The sequence below is a fragment of the Thioclava sp. JE_KL1 genome, assembly GCF_009296265.1.
In the GTDB taxonomy this organism is placed as follows: Bacteria; Pseudomonadota; Alphaproteobacteria; order Rhodobacterales; family Rhodobacteraceae; genus Thioclava.
In genome coordinates, this window is record NZ_WBJS01000004.1 from 204,130 (window position 1) to 219,552 (window position 15,423).

General features: G+C 64.7%; 15 protein-coding genes and 1 pseudogene. 8 read left to right on the forward strand and 8 right to left on the reverse strand.

What is annotated here, in order from left to right:
* Positions 1-81: 81 nt before the first annotated feature.
* From F8R15_RS08805 to F8R15_RS08825, 5 genes and pseudogenes are all read left to right on the forward strand, one after another.
* Positions 82-1,056 (forward strand): ABC transporter ATP-binding protein, encoded by a 975-nt coding sequence (locus F8R15_RS08805; RefSeq protein WP_078601354.1) that lies wholly within the window; start codon positions 82-84, stop codon positions 1,054-1,056.
* Between the two features lie 31 nt (positions 1,057-1,087).
* A pseudogene (locus tag F8R15_RS08810) lies at positions 1,088-2,351 on the forward strand (PotD/PotF family extracellular solute-binding protein).
* Between the two features lie 74 nt (positions 2,352-2,425).
* Positions 2,426-3,283, forward strand: coding sequence for an ABC transporter permease (locus F8R15_RS08815; protein ID WP_078601352.1), 858 nt, complete (start codon positions 2,426-2,428; stop codon positions 3,281-3,283).
* Positions 3,284-3,286: 3 nt separating this feature from the next.
* Complete coding sequence (locus F8R15_RS08820; protein WP_078520767.1) at positions 3,287-4,123, forward strand: ABC transporter permease; 837 nt, start codon at positions 3,287-3,289, stop codon at positions 4,121-4,123.
* Positions 4,124-4,129: 6 nt separating this feature from the next.
* Positions 4,130-4,780 carry an aspartate/glutamate racemase family protein gene (locus tag F8R15_RS08825; protein WP_152844322.1) on the forward strand — a complete coding sequence of 217 codons (651 nt, stop codon included), beginning with the start codon at positions 4,130-4,132 and terminating at the stop codon, positions 4,778-4,780.
* 49 nt (positions 4,781-4,829) lie between these two features.
* Here the strand turns inward: F8R15_RS08825 and F8R15_RS08830 are convergent, their stop codons facing one another.
* From F8R15_RS08830 to F8R15_RS08845, 4 genes are all read right to left on the reverse strand, one after another.
* The gene (locus F8R15_RS08830) at positions 4,830-5,801 is read right to left on the reverse strand and encodes a GAF domain-containing protein (RefSeq protein ID WP_078520769.1); all 972 of its coding nucleotides are present in this window, start codon (positions 5,799-5,801) and stop codon (positions 4,830-4,832) included.
* Between the two features lie 125 nt (positions 5,802-5,926).
* Entirely contained in the window at positions 5,927-6,661 is a 735-nt protein-coding gene (locus F8R15_RS08835; protein WP_152844323.1) for an RlmE family RNA methyltransferase, read from the reverse strand.
* Complete coding sequence (locus F8R15_RS08840) at positions 6,661-7,806, reverse strand: Ppx/GppA phosphatase family protein (protein ID WP_078520771.1); 1,146 nt, start codon at positions 7,804-7,806, stop codon at positions 6,661-6,663. The genes F8R15_RS08835 and F8R15_RS08840 overlap by 1 nt, the downstream gene beginning before the upstream one ends.
* Before the next feature lie 131 nt (positions 7,807-7,937).
* Positions 7,938-8,996, reverse strand: coding sequence for a cell wall metabolism sensor histidine kinase WalK (locus F8R15_RS08845; RefSeq protein ID WP_152844474.1), 1,059 nt, complete (start codon positions 8,994-8,996; stop codon positions 7,938-7,940).
* 297 nt (positions 8,997-9,293) lie between these two features.
* Here F8R15_RS08845 and F8R15_RS08850 point away from each other — a divergent pair, with 297 nt between their 5' ends.
* On the forward strand, positions 9,294-9,647 hold the full coding sequence (locus tag F8R15_RS08850; RefSeq protein WP_152844324.1) for a hypothetical protein: 354 nt from the start codon (positions 9,294-9,296) through the stop codon (positions 9,645-9,647).
* Here the strand turns inward: F8R15_RS08850 and F8R15_RS08855 are convergent.
* The 3 genes from F8R15_RS08855 to F8R15_RS08865 are packed head-to-tail and all read right to left on the reverse strand — an operon-like array spanning position 9,644 to position 11,750.
* Positions 9,644-10,165: a gamma carbonic anhydrase family protein gene (locus F8R15_RS08855; RefSeq protein WP_152844325.1), complete on the reverse strand. Its 522-nt coding sequence runs from the start codon at positions 10,163-10,165 to the stop codon at positions 9,644-9,646. The genes F8R15_RS08850 and F8R15_RS08855 overlap by 4 nt on opposite strands.
* Positions 10,162-10,806 carry a guanylate kinase gene (gmk, locus tag F8R15_RS08860; protein WP_152844326.1) on the reverse strand — a complete coding sequence of 215 codons (645 nt, stop codon included), beginning with the start codon at positions 10,804-10,806 and terminating at the stop codon, positions 10,162-10,164. Before gmk ends, F8R15_RS08855 begins: the two co-directional genes overlap by 4 nt.
* A 5-nt stretch (positions 10,807-10,811) precedes the next feature.
* Positions 10,812-11,750, reverse strand: a complete 939-nt coding sequence (locus F8R15_RS08865) for a YicC/YloC family endoribonuclease (RefSeq protein WP_253732500.1) — start codon at positions 11,748-11,750, stop codon at positions 10,812-10,814.
* Positions 11,751-11,924: 174 nt separating this feature from the next.
* Here F8R15_RS08865 and F8R15_RS08870 point away from each other — a divergent pair, with 174 nt between their 5' ends.
* Positions 11,925-12,689, forward strand: a complete 765-nt coding sequence (locus F8R15_RS08870) for a PAS domain-containing protein (protein WP_152844327.1) — start codon at positions 11,925-11,927, stop codon at positions 12,687-12,689.
* Between the two features lie 104 nt (positions 12,690-12,793).
* On the opposite strand, the gene F8R15_RS08875 is transcribed toward F8R15_RS08870, so the two are convergent.
* Positions 12,794-14,164: a class II 3-deoxy-7-phosphoheptulonate synthase gene (locus F8R15_RS08875; RefSeq protein ID WP_078540799.1), complete on the reverse strand. Its 1,371-nt coding sequence runs from the start codon at positions 14,162-14,164 to the stop codon at positions 12,794-12,796.
* Between the two features lie 222 nt (positions 14,165-14,386).
* On the opposite strand from F8R15_RS08875, the gene F8R15_RS08880 reads away from it, so the two are divergent.
* Positions 14,387-15,415: a GlxA family transcriptional regulator gene (locus tag F8R15_RS08880; RefSeq protein ID WP_108722344.1), complete on the forward strand. Its 1,029-nt coding sequence runs from the start codon at positions 14,387-14,389 to the stop codon at positions 15,413-15,415.
* The last annotated feature ends 8 nt before the right edge of the window (positions 15,416-15,423 follow it).

The window sequence follows — 15,423 nt, forward strand, 5'->3', positions numbered from 1 at the left end:
CGGCACCGTGAGTTCGGAAAATGATGGCGAGCTGTCTGGTTCGCACCGAAGGCTGGACCCAGATCAAAGGGAAGCGATGCGATGCGAACGGCACATGATCTCGAGCTGGTGAATCTGACGAAGCGCTACGGCGACACGGTCGCGGTGGACGCGATCAACCATGTCTTCGCGCCGGGCAGCTATGTCTGCCTGCTCGGTCCCTCGGGCTGCGGCAAAAGCTCGACCCTGCGGATGATCGCGGGCCATGAAAGCGTGAGCGAAGGCGCGATCCGCCTGAACGGCACCGATATCTCCGCCCTGCCCCCGGCCAAGCGCGGTACTGCGATGATGTTTCAGAACTACGCGCTCTTCCCGCACCTTTCAGTCAAGGACAATGTCGCATTCTCGCTGCGGATGAAGGGCGTCGACAAAACCGCGCGCCATGCCAAGGCGATGGAGCTTCTCGAACTCGTCGATATGGCGCATCTCTCCGAGCGTCTTCCCACGCAGCTCTCCGGCGGGCAGCAGCAACGCGTCGCGCTGGCGCGTGCGCTGGTCACCGAACCGGAGGTGCTGCTTCTCGACGAACCCCTTTCCGCACTCGACCCCTTCCTGCGGGTGCGGATGCGTGCCGAGCTCAAGCGGCTGCAGCGCGAGCTCGGCATCACCTTCCTTCATGTCACCCACGGGCAGGACGAGGCGCTCGCGCTCGCCGACGAGGTCGTGGTCATGAACAATGCCGTCATCGAACAGGCCGGACCCGCACGCGAGGTGTTCAACACGCCCCGGACCGAATTCGTGGCGCGCTTCATGGGCGGCCACAACGTGGTCACGCTCGACGGGCAGCTCCATGCGATCCGCTCGGATGCAGTGCGCCTTGGCCCCGAGGGGATGCCCGCGACGGTCAGTGCGATCGAATATCAGGGCGACCGCGTCGCGGTAACCGCCCAGGCCGAGGGCCAGGAACCGATCATCGCGCTGATGAGCGACGAGGCCTTCTATTCCAACGACATAAACCCGGGCGAGCAAGTGCGTCTTGCTTGGGATGAGGGGCGGCTGCACCGCCTCCGTGCCTGAAATCGACACTCCAACAGAGGGATAAGTGACAATGTCGAAAACCGGTTATACCCGCCGCTCGATTCTAAAAACCGGGGCGGCCGCGCTTGGCGCCTCCGCCCTGCCCGCGCCGATGATCTGGGCGCAGGAAATCAAGAACATCACGCTGCGCCAGTTCGGCACGGGCGTGTCGAACCTCAATGACGTGGCCAACAAGGTGAAGGAAGACCTTGGGTTCACGCTCGAGATGACCGCGCTCGATTCCGACGCGGTGACCCAGCGCGCGGCAACCCAGCCCGACAGCTTCGACATCGCCGATATCGAATACTGGATCTGCAAGAAGGTCTGGCCGACCGGCAACCTGCAGGCGATGGATACCTCGAAGATCAAGAATTACGACAAGATCGTCGGCATCTTCAAATCCGGCAAGCTGACGCCCGAGAGCGAGATCGCCCAAGGCACCGCGCCCTCGACCGTGGGTTTCGTCGACGGCCCCGGCGGCACCACCTTCGCCGAGAGTGAAACCGGCTGGATGACGCTGATCCCGACCATCTACAACGCCGACACGCTGGGCATCCGCCCCGACCTGATCGGTCGTCCCATTGAGAGCTGGACCGAACTGCTGAACCCCGAGTTCAAGGGCAAGGCGTCGATCCTCGACATCTCCTCGATCGGCATCATGGACATGGCCATGGTCTGCGAGGCGATGGGCGAGATCCAGTATGGCGACAAGGGCAACATGACCCGCGAAGAGATCGACAAGACCATGGCGATCTTCACCGAGGCGAAGAAGAACGGCCAGTTCCGCGCCTTCTGGAAGACCTTCGACGAGAGCGTGAACCTGATGGCCTCGGGCGAGGTGGTGATCCAGTCGATGTGGTCGCCCGCGATCACCGCGGTGAAATCGCGCGGCATCGATTGCGTCTACCAGCCTCTGAAAGAGGGCTATCGCAGCTGGGGCGGCGGTCTCGGCCTGTCGAAGTCGCTCTCGGGCATGGAGCTGGATGCGGCCTATGAATACATCAACTGGTATCTCTCGGGCTGGGTGCGGCTACCTGATGCGTCAGGGCTATTACTCGGCCGTGCCGGAAACCTCGAAGGACTTCATGTCCGACAACGAGTGGGGCTACTGGTTCGAAGGCAAGCCCGCGACGGATGTCATCACCTCGCCCACCGGCGACAAGCTGGCCGAAGCCGGCGAGACCCGCGACGGCGGCTCCTTCTACGACCGAATGGGCCATGTCGCGTGCTGGAACGCCGTGATGGACGAGAACCAGTACATGGTTCGCAAGTGGAACGAGTTCATCGCCTCGTGATGACCGTGGTGGGGGGCTGTCTGCCCCCCACACCCCCCGAGGATATTTGAGCCAAGTCGAAGGGCAGGATCGCGATGAAAGTGACCCGCGAGACGGTGACGGGATGGTTGCAGGCGGCACCCCTGACGGTGGTGTTGTTGGGCTTTCTGGTCGCGCCGATCATTACCATCGTGATCGTCAGCTTCTGGCAGGCGACCGAATTCTCGATCATCCCCGCCTTCAGTCTTGAGAATTACGAGTTCCTCTTCGGCTCGCCGGTGACCTACAAGGTCTTCGCCGCGACCTTCAAATACGCCTTCCTGACCTGGGCGATGACGCTCGCGATCGGCTTCACGGTCGCCTATTACCTCGCCTTTCACATCCGCAGCCAGACGATGCAGATCGCGCTGTTTTTGCTGTGCACGATCCCGTTCTGGACCTCGAACATCATTCGCATGATCTCGTGGATCCCGTTCCTCGGTCGCAACGGGATCGCCAACCAGACGCTGATCTCATGGGGCGTGATCGACCAGCCGCTGGAATGGCTCCTCTATTCCGATTTCTCGGTGATCCTCGCCTTCGTGCATCTCTACACGCTGTTCATGGTGGTGCCGATCTTCAACACGATGATGCGGATCGACCGCAATCTGATCGAGGCGGCGCGCGACAATGGCGCGAGCGGATTCCAGACGCTGGTTCATGTGATCATCCCGCTGACCAAGCCCGGCATCATGATCGGCACGATCTTCGTGCTGACGCTGGTGATGGGCGATTTCATCACCGTGCGTTTCATGTCCGGCTCGCAGCGGGCCAATGTCGGGCGCCTGATCTCCAACGATATCGCGTTGCTGCAATACCCCTCCGCGGCCGCCACGGCCGTGGTGCTGCTCTGCACCGTGCTGATCGTGATCGGAATCCTGCTGCGCTTCGTCAACATCCGCAAGGAGCTCTGATCCATGGAGAAACGTCCGCGCAGCTTCTACGTCCTGACCGTCATCTTCGCGCTTTTCGTGCTGTTCCTTTACGGACCGACGATCACCATCGGCATCCTGAGCTTTCAGGGTCCCGAGGGCGGGCTGACCTTCCCGATGCGGGGCGTGTCGCTCAACTGGTTCCACGAACTGTTCCAGCAGCAAGCGGTGGGCGATATCTGGGGCGCGTTCCGGCGGTCTTTCATGCTCGGCCTGTTGGTCATGGTGACGACGGTCGTCGTCTCGGTCATGGCGGGCCTCGCATTCCGCAAGAAATTCCCGGGCTCCGGCATTCTGTTCTACCTGACGATTGCCTCGCTGGTGATCCCCTCGATTCTGATCTCGCTGGGCGTCGGGCTGATCTTCAACCAGCTCGGGCTGAAGGTGCATTGGGCGACCTCGGGCTTCGGCTCGCAGCTGACATGGACGCTGCCCTTCGGCCTGTTGATCATGTTCGCGGTCTTCAACCGCTTCGACAAAAGCTTCGAGGAGGCCGCGCGCGATCAGGGCGCGAGCGCATGGCAGACGATCCGCTTCGTGGTCCTGCCGATCATCGCGCCGTCGCTGATCGGTGTGGCGCTGTTTGGCTTCACGCTGAGCTATGACGAATTCGCGCGCACGCTGCTGACGGCGGGCAGCTACAACACGCTGCCGCTCGAGATCTTCGGGATGACGACGAATGTGACGACGCCCGTGGTCTATGCCCTGGGCACGCTGACCACGGCGTTTTCGCTGCTGATCATCGGGGCTTTCCTGATCGCCGCCTGGATCATGGCACGGCGGCGCGCCCGGCTTGGCTCGGATGCCGGGAAGGGCGTTTGACCCCAGATGCGCATCCTCTACATCAATCCGAATTCGACGGCGTCGATGACCGATCAGATCGTGGGCATCGCGCGGGCAGCACTACCTGACGCCGAGATCGTCGGCTGGACGAATGCGGAAGGGCCGCCCGCCATCGAGGGGCCCGAGGATGGCGCGCATGCCGTGATCGGGCTGAAGAAACTGCTGCCCGAGGCGAAGGGGATTGGCGCCGATCTGATCGTGATCGCCTGTTTCGACGATACCGGGCTCGAGGAGCTGCGCGCCGCCGCGCATTGCCCGGTGATCGGGATCGGTCAGGCCGCCTATGTGATCGGCGCGCTGGCGTTCGGGGCGTTCTCGGTGGTGACGACCTTGCCTGTGTCGGTGCCGGTCCTCGAGGAGAACATCGCGCAGTACGGGCTTGCGGGTGCGTGCATCGCGGTGCGCGCGAGTGGCGTGCCGGTGCTGGCAGTCGAAGAGGGATCAGAGCCGGTCCGCGTGCGCCTCTCCGAGGAGATCGCCGCAGCCGGGAGAGAGGGCGCGCGCGCTGTTGCGATGGGATGCGCAGGCATGTCGCATCTGCGCGCCGATCTCTTCGAGAGAACCCGCGTTCCGCTGATCGACGGTGTCATCGCCTCGGCGCATCTGGCGCGCGCGATCAGGGCGACCCTGAGTTGAAATCAAACGTGTCCCTGAGGGCGAAGCACCCTGCCCGTCGACCTACCGCTCAGACCCCGAGATTGAGCGCCTTGGCCTTGCGGTAGAACGTCGCCCGCCCGATGCCGAGATCGCGCGCCGCCGCCGACACATTGCCGCCGTTGCGGGCCAGTGCGCGGGCCATTTCCGAGCGTTGCGCCTCTTCCAGCCCGTTGCGGATGCCATGTTCCAGCAGGTCCGACGCCGGAAGCTGGCCGATCTGTCCCGCCTCGATCCCAAGATGCCGCCGCGCGGCGCGGGTGGCGCCGACGACCAGATCGTCGCGGTCGAGCGCCAAGAGCATCACGCCCTGCGCCCCGGTCTCGCCCGAGCCGGTCGAGAGGATACGCGCGCCGTCATAGGAGGCACGAAACAGGTCCGCCTCGATCCGGTGCGCCGCGTCCTGCACGGTCAGCGCCACGAGGCGTGCATAGCCCTCGGTCATGTCCGAGCGCGCCGAGCTGACATCGATCACCCCCGCGAGATCGCCCTGCGCGCCGAAGATGGGCGAGCCCATGCAGGTCAGCACGGTGTTGCGGGTGCGGAAATGCTGATCGCGCCAGACGGTGACGGGGCGCGCCTCGGCCACGCAGGTGCCGATGCCGTTCGTGCCCTCGACCCCTTCGGACCAGTCCGAGCCGGGTGCGAGGTTCGAGGAATGGAAATCATCGACATCCGCGTCGCGCAAACGTTCATCGAGCACCAGACCACCCGCATCCGACAGAAGCACCGTACAGCCCGCATCGCCTGCCGCGCGCGACAGTCGGTCGAGCACCGGCGAGGCGATCCGCATCATCAGACCCGCCCGCTCGCGGCGCTCGCGCATCTCGGCCTGGGTCAGGCGCTCGTTGCGCCCGCCGGTTTCGGGGTCGATGCGATGATGGATCATCGAGCGGCGCCAGCTGGCCGCGAACCCCGCCCGCGTGGCGGATTTCGGCGAAGAGACGACCTCGCGCACTATATCGGCATGTTGGCGCGGAACGCCCGTATGCAGTGACGGCATGCGAAAGCCTCCCTCTCTTGCGCAGCCTATGAAAGCTCAAGCAGGTTAGGCCGATTCGGACCTTACACAACGTAAATTCCCGCTGAGCGGCCCGGCACCTGTCTCGGGGGTGAGACAGTCGCGGCTCAGTCCTCCTCGTGCCGCCGCCCGCGAAATCCTTGGGCGACCACGAATTTCTCCGAGCTGTCCGAGCGCGAGGCCGGTGGTTTCACATTCGCGACCTTGGTGAAGTTTTTCTTCAGGATCGTCATCAGCCCCTGCTCCGCGCCACCTGCGAGGACCTTGGCCACGAAAGTGCCGCCCTCTTCGAGCACGTCGAAAGCGAACTCCGCTGCCGCCTCGCACAGCGTGATGATGCGCAGGTGATCGGTGTTCTGGTGCCCCGAGGACGAGGCCGCCATATCCGACATCACCACATCCGCAGCCCCGCCGAGCCATTCCTTGACCTTGTCGTCGGCGCCTTCCTCGAGGAAATCGAGCACATGGATCTCGGCCCCCGGGATCGGATCGACCTCCTGCAGGTCGACGCCCAGAACGGTGCCGACCTTCTTGCCCGATTTCTCGCCCAAGGCGTTCACGCGCTTGACCGCCACCTGACACCAGCCGCCGGGAGCACAGCCCAGATCGACCACCCGCGCGCCGGGCACGAGGAAGCGATACTTGTCGTCCAGCTCGAGGATCTTGTAGGCCGCGCGTCCGCGATAGCCCTCTTTCTTGGCGCGCTGAACGTAAGGGTCGTTGAGCTGCCGCTCCAGCCAGAGGGTCGAGGACAGCCTGCGCCCCTTCGCCGTCTTCACGCGCACGCGCAGGTCGCGCTGCCCACGTCCGGAAGTGTTCTTGCCGCTGGGTGTCTTCGCCATCATTTCATCTCTTCTAACACGCCGTCTCCGGCCATTTGCGCATAGAGGAGCCCCTCGCGCAGGCCACGGTCGGCAATGGACATCTGGTCGGTGGGCCAGACCCGCATCAGGGCCTGCAGGATTGCAGCCCCCGACATAATCAAAGTGTGCCGGTCGCGCCCGATCCGCGGATCCGAGCGCCGCCCGGCGGGGCCGAGTTGCAGGAAGGAGCGGATCACCGCGTCGATCTCGCCCGAGGTCATGGTCAGCCCGTCGACCCGGTTGCGGTCGTAGCGCTTCAGGTTGAGGTGGCAGGCCGCGACGGTCGTGACGGTGCCCGAGGTGCCGATGATCTGGAACCCGTCCTGCGGGCTGCCCGCCGCATAGGGCGTGAAATCGGCAAGCTTCTCCTCGAAGAACCAGCTCATCAGCGCAAAGCGCGCGGCATCGTCCTCGACATCGGCGAATTGATCCTTGAGCGTCGCGACCCCGAGCGGCACCGAAATCCAGTCGACCACCCGCGCCGCCGGGTCCGGCCCGTCGGGCTGGTTGAACCCTTGCGAGAGCCGCATGATTGCGCGCGCCCGATCGCCAGGCGGCACATCCTCGAGGTCGATCCAGACCAGCTCGGTCGAACCGCCGCCGATATCGACCACCAGCACCTGCTCGGAATTGGGCGACACCAGCGAGGCGCAGGAGATCACGGCCAGCCGCGCCTCTTCCTCGGGCGGGATGATCTCCAGCGGCAGGCCGGTCTCGCGGCGCACATAGCGGATGAAATCGCGCGCGTTCTTGGCCCGGCGACAGGCTTCGGTCGCCACCAGCCGCATCCGGGTGACCCCATGCGTTTCGATCTTGCGGCGGCAGATTTGCAAAGCCTGAACGGTGCGCGACATCGAGCTGCGCGACAAACGGCCATAGGTTTCAAGACCTTGGCCCAGCTGGACGGCTTTTGAGAAGCTATCCACGACCTGAAACTGAGAACCCCTTGGACGGGCAATCAGCATCCGGCAACTGTTGGTGCCAAGGTCGAGAGCGGCATAAAGCCCCTCGCCGGACTTGGCGGATTTGGTCGCGGGGGACTCGACCTGAGCCGGTTTCACCGCCCGCGCGGGCGATGCAGCTGTCGGGAGCGCGCCCGCCGACCGGGGACGCTTGGGCGCCATGATTACGCCCTCCGATTTGAAGTTGCTCTAAAGCTATCGGTTTGCGCCTCCCGGTTCAAGGGAGCGCGACGCGGAAGTGATAGAAGGCCGGCGCTTTTCGCGGGCCGCAACCGGGTCGCCCCGGCGCGCCTTCAGACCGCGGGCAGGATCACCGTGAAGCAGCTGCCCTCGCCCTTCTTGCTGTCGACGCGGAACCGGCCACGGTGGCGCGCCACGATATGCTTGACGATGGCGAGCCCCAGCCCGGTGCCGCCCTTCTCGCGCGAGCGGTGGGTGTCGACGCGGTAGAAGCGCTCGGTGATGCGCGGCAGATGCTGTTCGTCGATCCCCTCGCCGCGGTCGATCACATCGACGCGATAGGCTTTGCCGCGCAGCACCGGCTCATGCGCGATCGCCGAGACGCGAAGCCGCACCTCGCCGCCCTGCCCGCCATATTTGATCGCGTTCTCCACGAGGTTGGAGAAGACCTGCGTCAGCTGATCGGGATCGCCCTGCACCGGCAAAGCCCCGGTCTCGCCCTCGGAGATCAGCTTCACCTGTGCCGCCTCGGCGACGGGTTCGAGCGTCTGCGTGACCCCCTTGAGAACCAGCGCCAGATCGACCTTGGTTGTCGGGCGCATCCGTTCCTCGCCCTCGACGCGGCTCAGCGACAGAAGATCGCCCACCAGACGGTTCATCCGCGCCGCCTCACGCTCCATGATCGACAGGAACCGATCGCGCGCCGCCGCATCGTCGCGCGCGCTCGAACGCAGCGTCTCGATGAAGCCCATCAGCGCGGTCAGCGGCGTGCGCAGCTCGTGGCTGACATTGGCCACGAAATCGCGCCGCATCGCCTCGGCGGTCTCCAGCGCCGTGATGTCCTCGAAACTCGCCAGAACCGAATTCGTGGAAAGCGGGCCTTCGGGCGCGGGCGGCAGCGGAGAGAAATGCACCAGCGTGATCGTCTCGGCCTGACCGGTGGGATGCAGCCGCAGGCGAACCGGGTCGGGCCGCGCGCCGCGCAGGGCCGCGCTCACCGCGGCCCCGAAGCCGGGCTGGCGCAGCACCGTCACATAGGGACGCCCCAGAAACTGCGTACCGAACAGACGGTTGGCCGCGATATTGCCCTGCGCGATCCGCTCGTCGCGCCCGATCAGCAAAACCGCGCTCGGCAGCGCGTCGAGAACCTGTCCGATCGCCCCTTGGCTCATTGCCATGCCTCCCCGCCTGCCATCGCTGTCGCGGCAAGGTTTGAGCGATGCGGCGCGAGCTGTAAAGCCTTGCCATGCCCGAAAAACCGACCCCTGCTTCGGTTTTGCAACTCACGCTTCGCAGTCAACAATCAGTGCCTTGTGAAATAAGTGAAAAAACGCTAAACCTAGGCGTGTATTTCATGGGATCTTTCCGGATCCCGTCACTTACACCGCGGGGGCGATGAGGTTTGCACTATTACTATGTCAAGAACCCCCCGTTCCCGTCTCGCCTTACAAGCCGTTCTCTTTCAATGTGTGAAGGCGTCTGAGACCAGCAACCTGCTGCTGGTCGACCCTGCGCGTGAGCTGCCGTCTTCGCTCAAAGAGATTTCCGGCCAGGCGATTCAGGTGCTTCAATACGACCAGATTACCGCGCAAAAGATGGTGAAGCTGCGCCCCGAACTGGTGCTGGCGCCGCTTCTGTCGGAGAGGTTCGACATTCTCGACCTCGCGAAGCGGCTCGAGGAATTCGGGTTCACCGGCAAGCTGCGGGCCTATTCCCGCCCGCTGCCGAATATCGCCGCGATCCGGCAGGAGGTGCGCGCCGCGCATCCCCAGCTCGATTTCGACATATTCACCCTGCCGATCGATGATTTTCGCGACAATTAGCCGATCGCTTTCAGTCCCTTCGAGAAGCGCGCGGCATTCTCGCGATAATGCGCGGCCGAGCCCAGCAGCGCCTGCAGTGCCTTCTCGTCGAGCTGGCGGACCACCTTGCCCGGCGCACCCATCACGAGGCTGCCATCGGGGATTTCCTTGCCTTCGGTGATCAGCGCGCCCGCGCCGATCAGGCAGCCTTTGCCGATCTTCGCGCCGTTGAGCACCGTCGCGCCCATCCCGATCAGCGAGCCGTCCCCGATCGTGCAGCCATGCAGCATCGCCTTGTGCCCGATCGTGCAATTCGCGCCGATGGTCAGCGGGAAGCCCATATCGGTGTGGCAGACCACGTTCTCCTGCAGGTTCGAGCCCGCGCCCACGCGGATTTCCTCGTTATCGCCGCGCAGAGTGGCGCCGAACCAGACCGAGGCCTCAGTTTCAAGCACCACCTTGCCGATCAGATTGGCGTCCGGCGCGACCCATGCGTCTTCGGCGATTTCGGGCGCAATCCCGTCCAGTTCGTAAATCATCTCGTCTCGAACTCCCTGTTCAGTTTTCGCACGAATTCATTCAGCCCGGTCTGACGATCGCGGCGGCTGCGCTCGGCGCTCAGGATGGTGCGCAACTGCTCCTCCGCGCGGTCGAGATCGTCATTGACCAGAACATAGTCATATTCCGACCAATGGCTGATTTCGGCGAGCGATTTTTCCATCCGGCCGTTGATCACGGCATCGCTGTCCTGCGCGCGGCTGCGCAGACGCTCTTCCAGCGCCGCAATCGAGGGCGGCAGGATGAAGATCGAGACCACGTCCTTGCCCAGCGAGGAGTTGCGGATCTGCTGCCCGCCCTGCCAATCGACGTCGAACAGCGTATCGCGCCCCTCGCCCATCGCGGCCTCCACCGGCCCTTTCGGCGTGCCGTAGAAATTGCCGAACACCTCGGCATGTTCCAGCATGTCGCCCTGATCGACCATCTTCTCGAACTCGGCGCGGGATTTGAAGAAATACTCCACCCCGTCGCTCTCGCCCGGGCGCGGATCGCGCGTCGTGGCCGAGACCGAGAAGCGCAGCGTCGGGTCCCAGTTCATCAGCCGCTTGGCGAGTGTGGATTTGCCTGCGCCCGAGGGCGAAGACAGGATAATGAGAAGGCCGCGGCGGTTGGTATCGGGCATCAGTATTACTCTACGTTCTGGATCTGCTCGCGCAGCTGGTCGATCGCGTATTTCAACGCCAGACCGATCCGCGTCAACTCCGCATCGCCCGATTTCGAGCACAACGTATTGGCCTCGCGGACGAATTCCTGCGCGAGAAACTCGAACTTGCGGCCCACGGGCCCGGTCTCGGCGAGAAGCGCGCGGGCGGCTTCGACATGGACGCGGAGGCGCTCGATCTCTTCGGTGACATCGGCCTTGATCGCGATCAGGGCCAGCTCCTGCGCGACCCGGTCGGGATCGGCCTCGGTGGCTTCCATCACCCGCGCCAACGCAGCCTTCAGCGTCTCTGCAGCCTTCGGGGCGCGCGCGGCGGCGGCGTCAGCAGCCTCATCGGTCAGCGCGGCGATCTCGTCGATGCGCGCGGCCAGCAAGGCGCCGGTTCGCGCGCCTTCTTCACGGCGCATCGCGACGAAGCTTTCCAGAACGGGCTCGAAACTCTCAAGCAGTGCTGCCAGCAGTGCCGCGGGATCCTCGATCGTGCCGCCCGAGTGATCGACCACTCCGCGCATCGCCATCAGATCGCTCGGCTTAAGCGGCGCCAGCGCCACGCCCTTGCGCTCGGCGGCGCGCTCGACTTTGTCGACGGCGGCAAGGGCGGCATTGAGCACGTCGGGCTCGATCCGCATCGCGGCGCTGCCTGCGGCCTGCGTGAGCTTGAGGTTCAGCGTGACATTGCCCCGCGCGACGCGTTCGCCGACCGCCTTGCGCAGCGCGGGCTCCAGCCCCTCGATATCGGGCAGCCGCAGCCGCAAGTCGAACCCTTTGCCATTGACCGAGCGCAGATCCCAGCTCCAGTCATGCCCCGCGCCGCTCCCCTGCCCGGCGGCAAATCCGGTCATCGAGACAGTCGCGGCGGCGGCGGGCGCCCCCTCCGGGCGCGGCTCTGGAGCGGGTTTAACCATTTAAGAGTTTCTTTCCCCATATGACGAAAAAATGGCCTAACTTGGCCCCGGTAAGAGTTCAGTAACGATTTCGCCCTGACGGTCAACCGCAAGGCGGCATGTGCCGCCGGATCGCCGGGCGCGAGACAGCCACCCCGCGCCCGTGCCGCGCGGGGCGAAGCAAGGGTGATTGAAATGGATCGCGAGACCGACAGCAACGCCGCATCCCCCGCCTCGGCCAAAGGTCGCCGGATCGGCAACGAGCTGCGCGCCTATTGGGAAGCGCTGCTGGCCGGCCGCCCGATGCCCGCGCGCGCCGATATCGATCCGCGCGGCATCGACCGCGCGCTGGAATTCGCCTTCATCCTCGAACGGGTCGCGCCGGGCATGGGGCGGTTTCGTCTCGCAGGGCAGCACATTTGCGACCTGATGGGAATGGAGGTGCGCGGAATGCCCCTGACCTCGCTTTTCGCGCCCGAGGGCCGCAAGCAGATCGCCGATCTGACCGAGGCCGTCTTCGCGCGCCCCGCCATCGCCGAGGCGCAGCTGGTCTCGGAGGCCGGGATCGGCAAGCCGGGGCTGGCGGGCCATCTGGTGATGCTGCCGCTGACGGATGATTTCGGGGCGGTGACGCGAGCGCTGGGATGTTTCGTGGCAGAGCCTCTGCGCAATACGGGCGAGGCGGAAGACATCCACGATGCAGGCCGCGCCCCGCGCCGCTTTACGGTCACGGGCGCCCGGATCAAACCGCTGGAGATGCCGCCCCAGCCCAAACCTGCCGGACGCGATTTCCGCGACGCGCCCCAATTCGAGCAGCCCGCACCGATGCCCGCCAGCTCGGGCTTCGCCGAGGGTCAGACGCCCTACACGCCACGCCCGAAAAGCCACGCCGAGCATCTGGCGGAGATGACGCCGGACGAGCGCCGCGCGATGTTCAGGGTGGTGCGTCAGGAGGGGTGAGACCCCTAATGGATGAGCTCTGCCTCGCGACGCAAAAAAGAAGGCCCGGACACCAAGGTCCGGGCCAATCAATCCGTTGAAACCTGCCGCAGTGCGGCGCGCGCTTATTGCGACGCGGCTTTCGCGAACTTGCGGCGGTCCTGCAGTTCCTCGGCCACGAGGAAGGCCAGTTCCAGCGACTGGCTCGCATTCAGACGCGGGTCGCAGGCGGTGTGGTAGCGCGAGGACAGATCGCCATCGGTCACGGCGCGCACGCCGCCGGTGCATTCGGTCACGTCCTTGCCGGTCATCTCGAAATGCACGCCGCCGGGGATCGTCCCCTCGGCTTTGTGGATCGCGAAGAATTCTTTCACCTCGCGCAGCACGGACTCGAAGGGACGGGTCTTGAAGCCCGAGGCCGATTTGATCGTGTTGCCGTGCATCGGGTCGCAGGACCAGACGACATTCGCGCCTTCGGCCTCGACCGTGCGGATCAGGCGCGGCAGGTGATCGCCGACATTGCCCGCGCCGAAACGCGCGATCAAGGTCAGACGGCCCGCCTCGTTTTCCGGGTTCAGCTTCTCCATCAGCACCTTGAGGTCGTCCTCGGTGGTGGTGGGGCCGCATTTCAGACCGATCGGGTTCTGCACGCCGCGTGCGAATTCGACATGCGCGCCGTCGGGCTGACGGGTGCGGTCGCCGATCCAGAGCATGTGGCCGGTGCCCGCGATCGGCAGGCCGGAGGTGGAATCGATGCGGCAGAGCGCCTCTTCATATTCCAGCAGCAGCGCCTCGTGCGAAGTGTAGAAATCGACCGAAGCCAGCTCATGCGCGGTTTCCGAGGTCACGCCCGCGGCCCGCATGAAGTCCATCGCCTCCGAAATCTGATCGGCGACCTGACGGTATTTCTCGGCGTCGTCGGCATCGGTGAAGCCCGCGATCCAGCTTTGGACGCGGTGGATGTCGGCGAAACCACCGGTCGAGAAGGCGCGCAGCAGGTTCAGCGACGCGGCTGCCTGCGTGTAGGCCTGCAGCATCCGGTTCGGATCGGGCAGACGCGCCTCCGAGGTGAATTCGAAGCCGTTGATGATGTCGCCGCGGTAGCTCGGCAGCTCGGTGCCGTCGATGGTCTCGGTCGGTGCCGAACGCGGCTTGGCGAACTGCCCCGCCATGCGGCCGACCTTGATGACCGGAACCTTCGCGCCCCAGGTCAGCACGACCGCCATCTGCAGCATCACCTTGAAAGTGTCGCGAATGTTATCGGCCGAGAATTCCCCGAAGGACTCGGCGCAATCGCCACCCTGCAGCAGGAATGCTTCGCCGCGCGCGGCTTTCGCCAGCTCCGACTTCAGCGTGCGTGCCTCGCCCGCGAAGACCAGCGGCGGCATCCGCGACAGCTGTGCCTCGACAGCGTTCAGCGCCCCCTGATCGGGATAGTCGGGCATCTGAACCCGCGGTTTCGCGCGCCAGTCCGATTTGCTCCAACCCTTGCCCATCTGATCCTCCAAAAGCGTGGTCGTTTCATTCGGCGCCGCTTATAGACGGCGCGGGTCAGGGAAACAAACCCGAAATTGCATTTCCGCACGCCTGCGGGCCCCTCCGTAAGTTCCCCCTCTTGCGGCGGGCACCAATTTCCTGTTTCGGTGATTCACCACAGATGACGGATTGACGACATGCCTGATCCCCGCCCCACCCGTCGCCCAGCCCCTTCGCAGGGGATGATCCGGATCGCCCCGGACGCGCGCCAGCGCTCGGTCGTCTTCATGCTTCTCGACCGGTTCACGATGATGGCCTTCGCCAGCGCGATCGAACCGCTGCGCCTCGCCAATCAGGTTTCGGGCCGCACGCTCTACACCTGGAAACTGGCCTCGGAAACCGGCGAGGATGTCACCTGTTCGAACGGCACGACCTTCCGCACCGATATCGGGCTGGAAGAATTGGGCCGCGATACGATGGTGCTGGTCTGCGGCGGCATCGACGTGGCCGAGGCGGTCACCAAGCCGCTTCTGAACTGGCTGCGGCGCGAGGCGCGGCGTGGCGCGACGATCGGGGGCCTGTGCACCGGCTCCTATGCGCTGGCCCGCGCAGGGCTGCTCGACGGCAAACGCGCGACGATCCACTGGGAGAATGTCGACGCTTTCGCCGAGGATTTCCCCGATATCGAACTGACCAAGGGCGTTTTCGTGATCGACGGCAACCGGGTGACGACGGCGGGCGGCACCGCCTCGATCGACCTGATGCTGCGGCTGATCGCCCGCGATCACGGCGAAGAACTGGCCAATACCGTCGCCGATCAGCTGATCCATTCCTCGATCCGTTCGGATCGCGACACGCAGCGGCTGTCGATTCCCACCCGGATCGGCGTGCGTCACCCCAAGCTCGCGCAGGTGATCGGGCGGATGGAGCGCAATATCGAAGACCCGATCAGCCCCGCGACGCTCGCCACCGAAGTGGGCATGTCCGCGCGCCAGCTGGAGCGGCTGTTCCGTCGCTACCTCAACCGCTCGCCGAAGCGCTATTACATGGAATTGCGGCTGCAAAAGGCGCGTAACCTGTTGATGCAAACGGAAATGAGCGTGATCAACGTGGCCATGGCCTGCGGCTTTGCGAGCCCCTCGCATTTCTCGAAATGCTACCGCGCGCATTACCAGACCACACCCTATCGTGAACGTGGCGCGAGCGCTGCGGGCGAAAAGGAAAGCCTGGACTCCACCGTGGATTTAGGGCCGGAAGACTCGCTCGACTGAAAATTGCG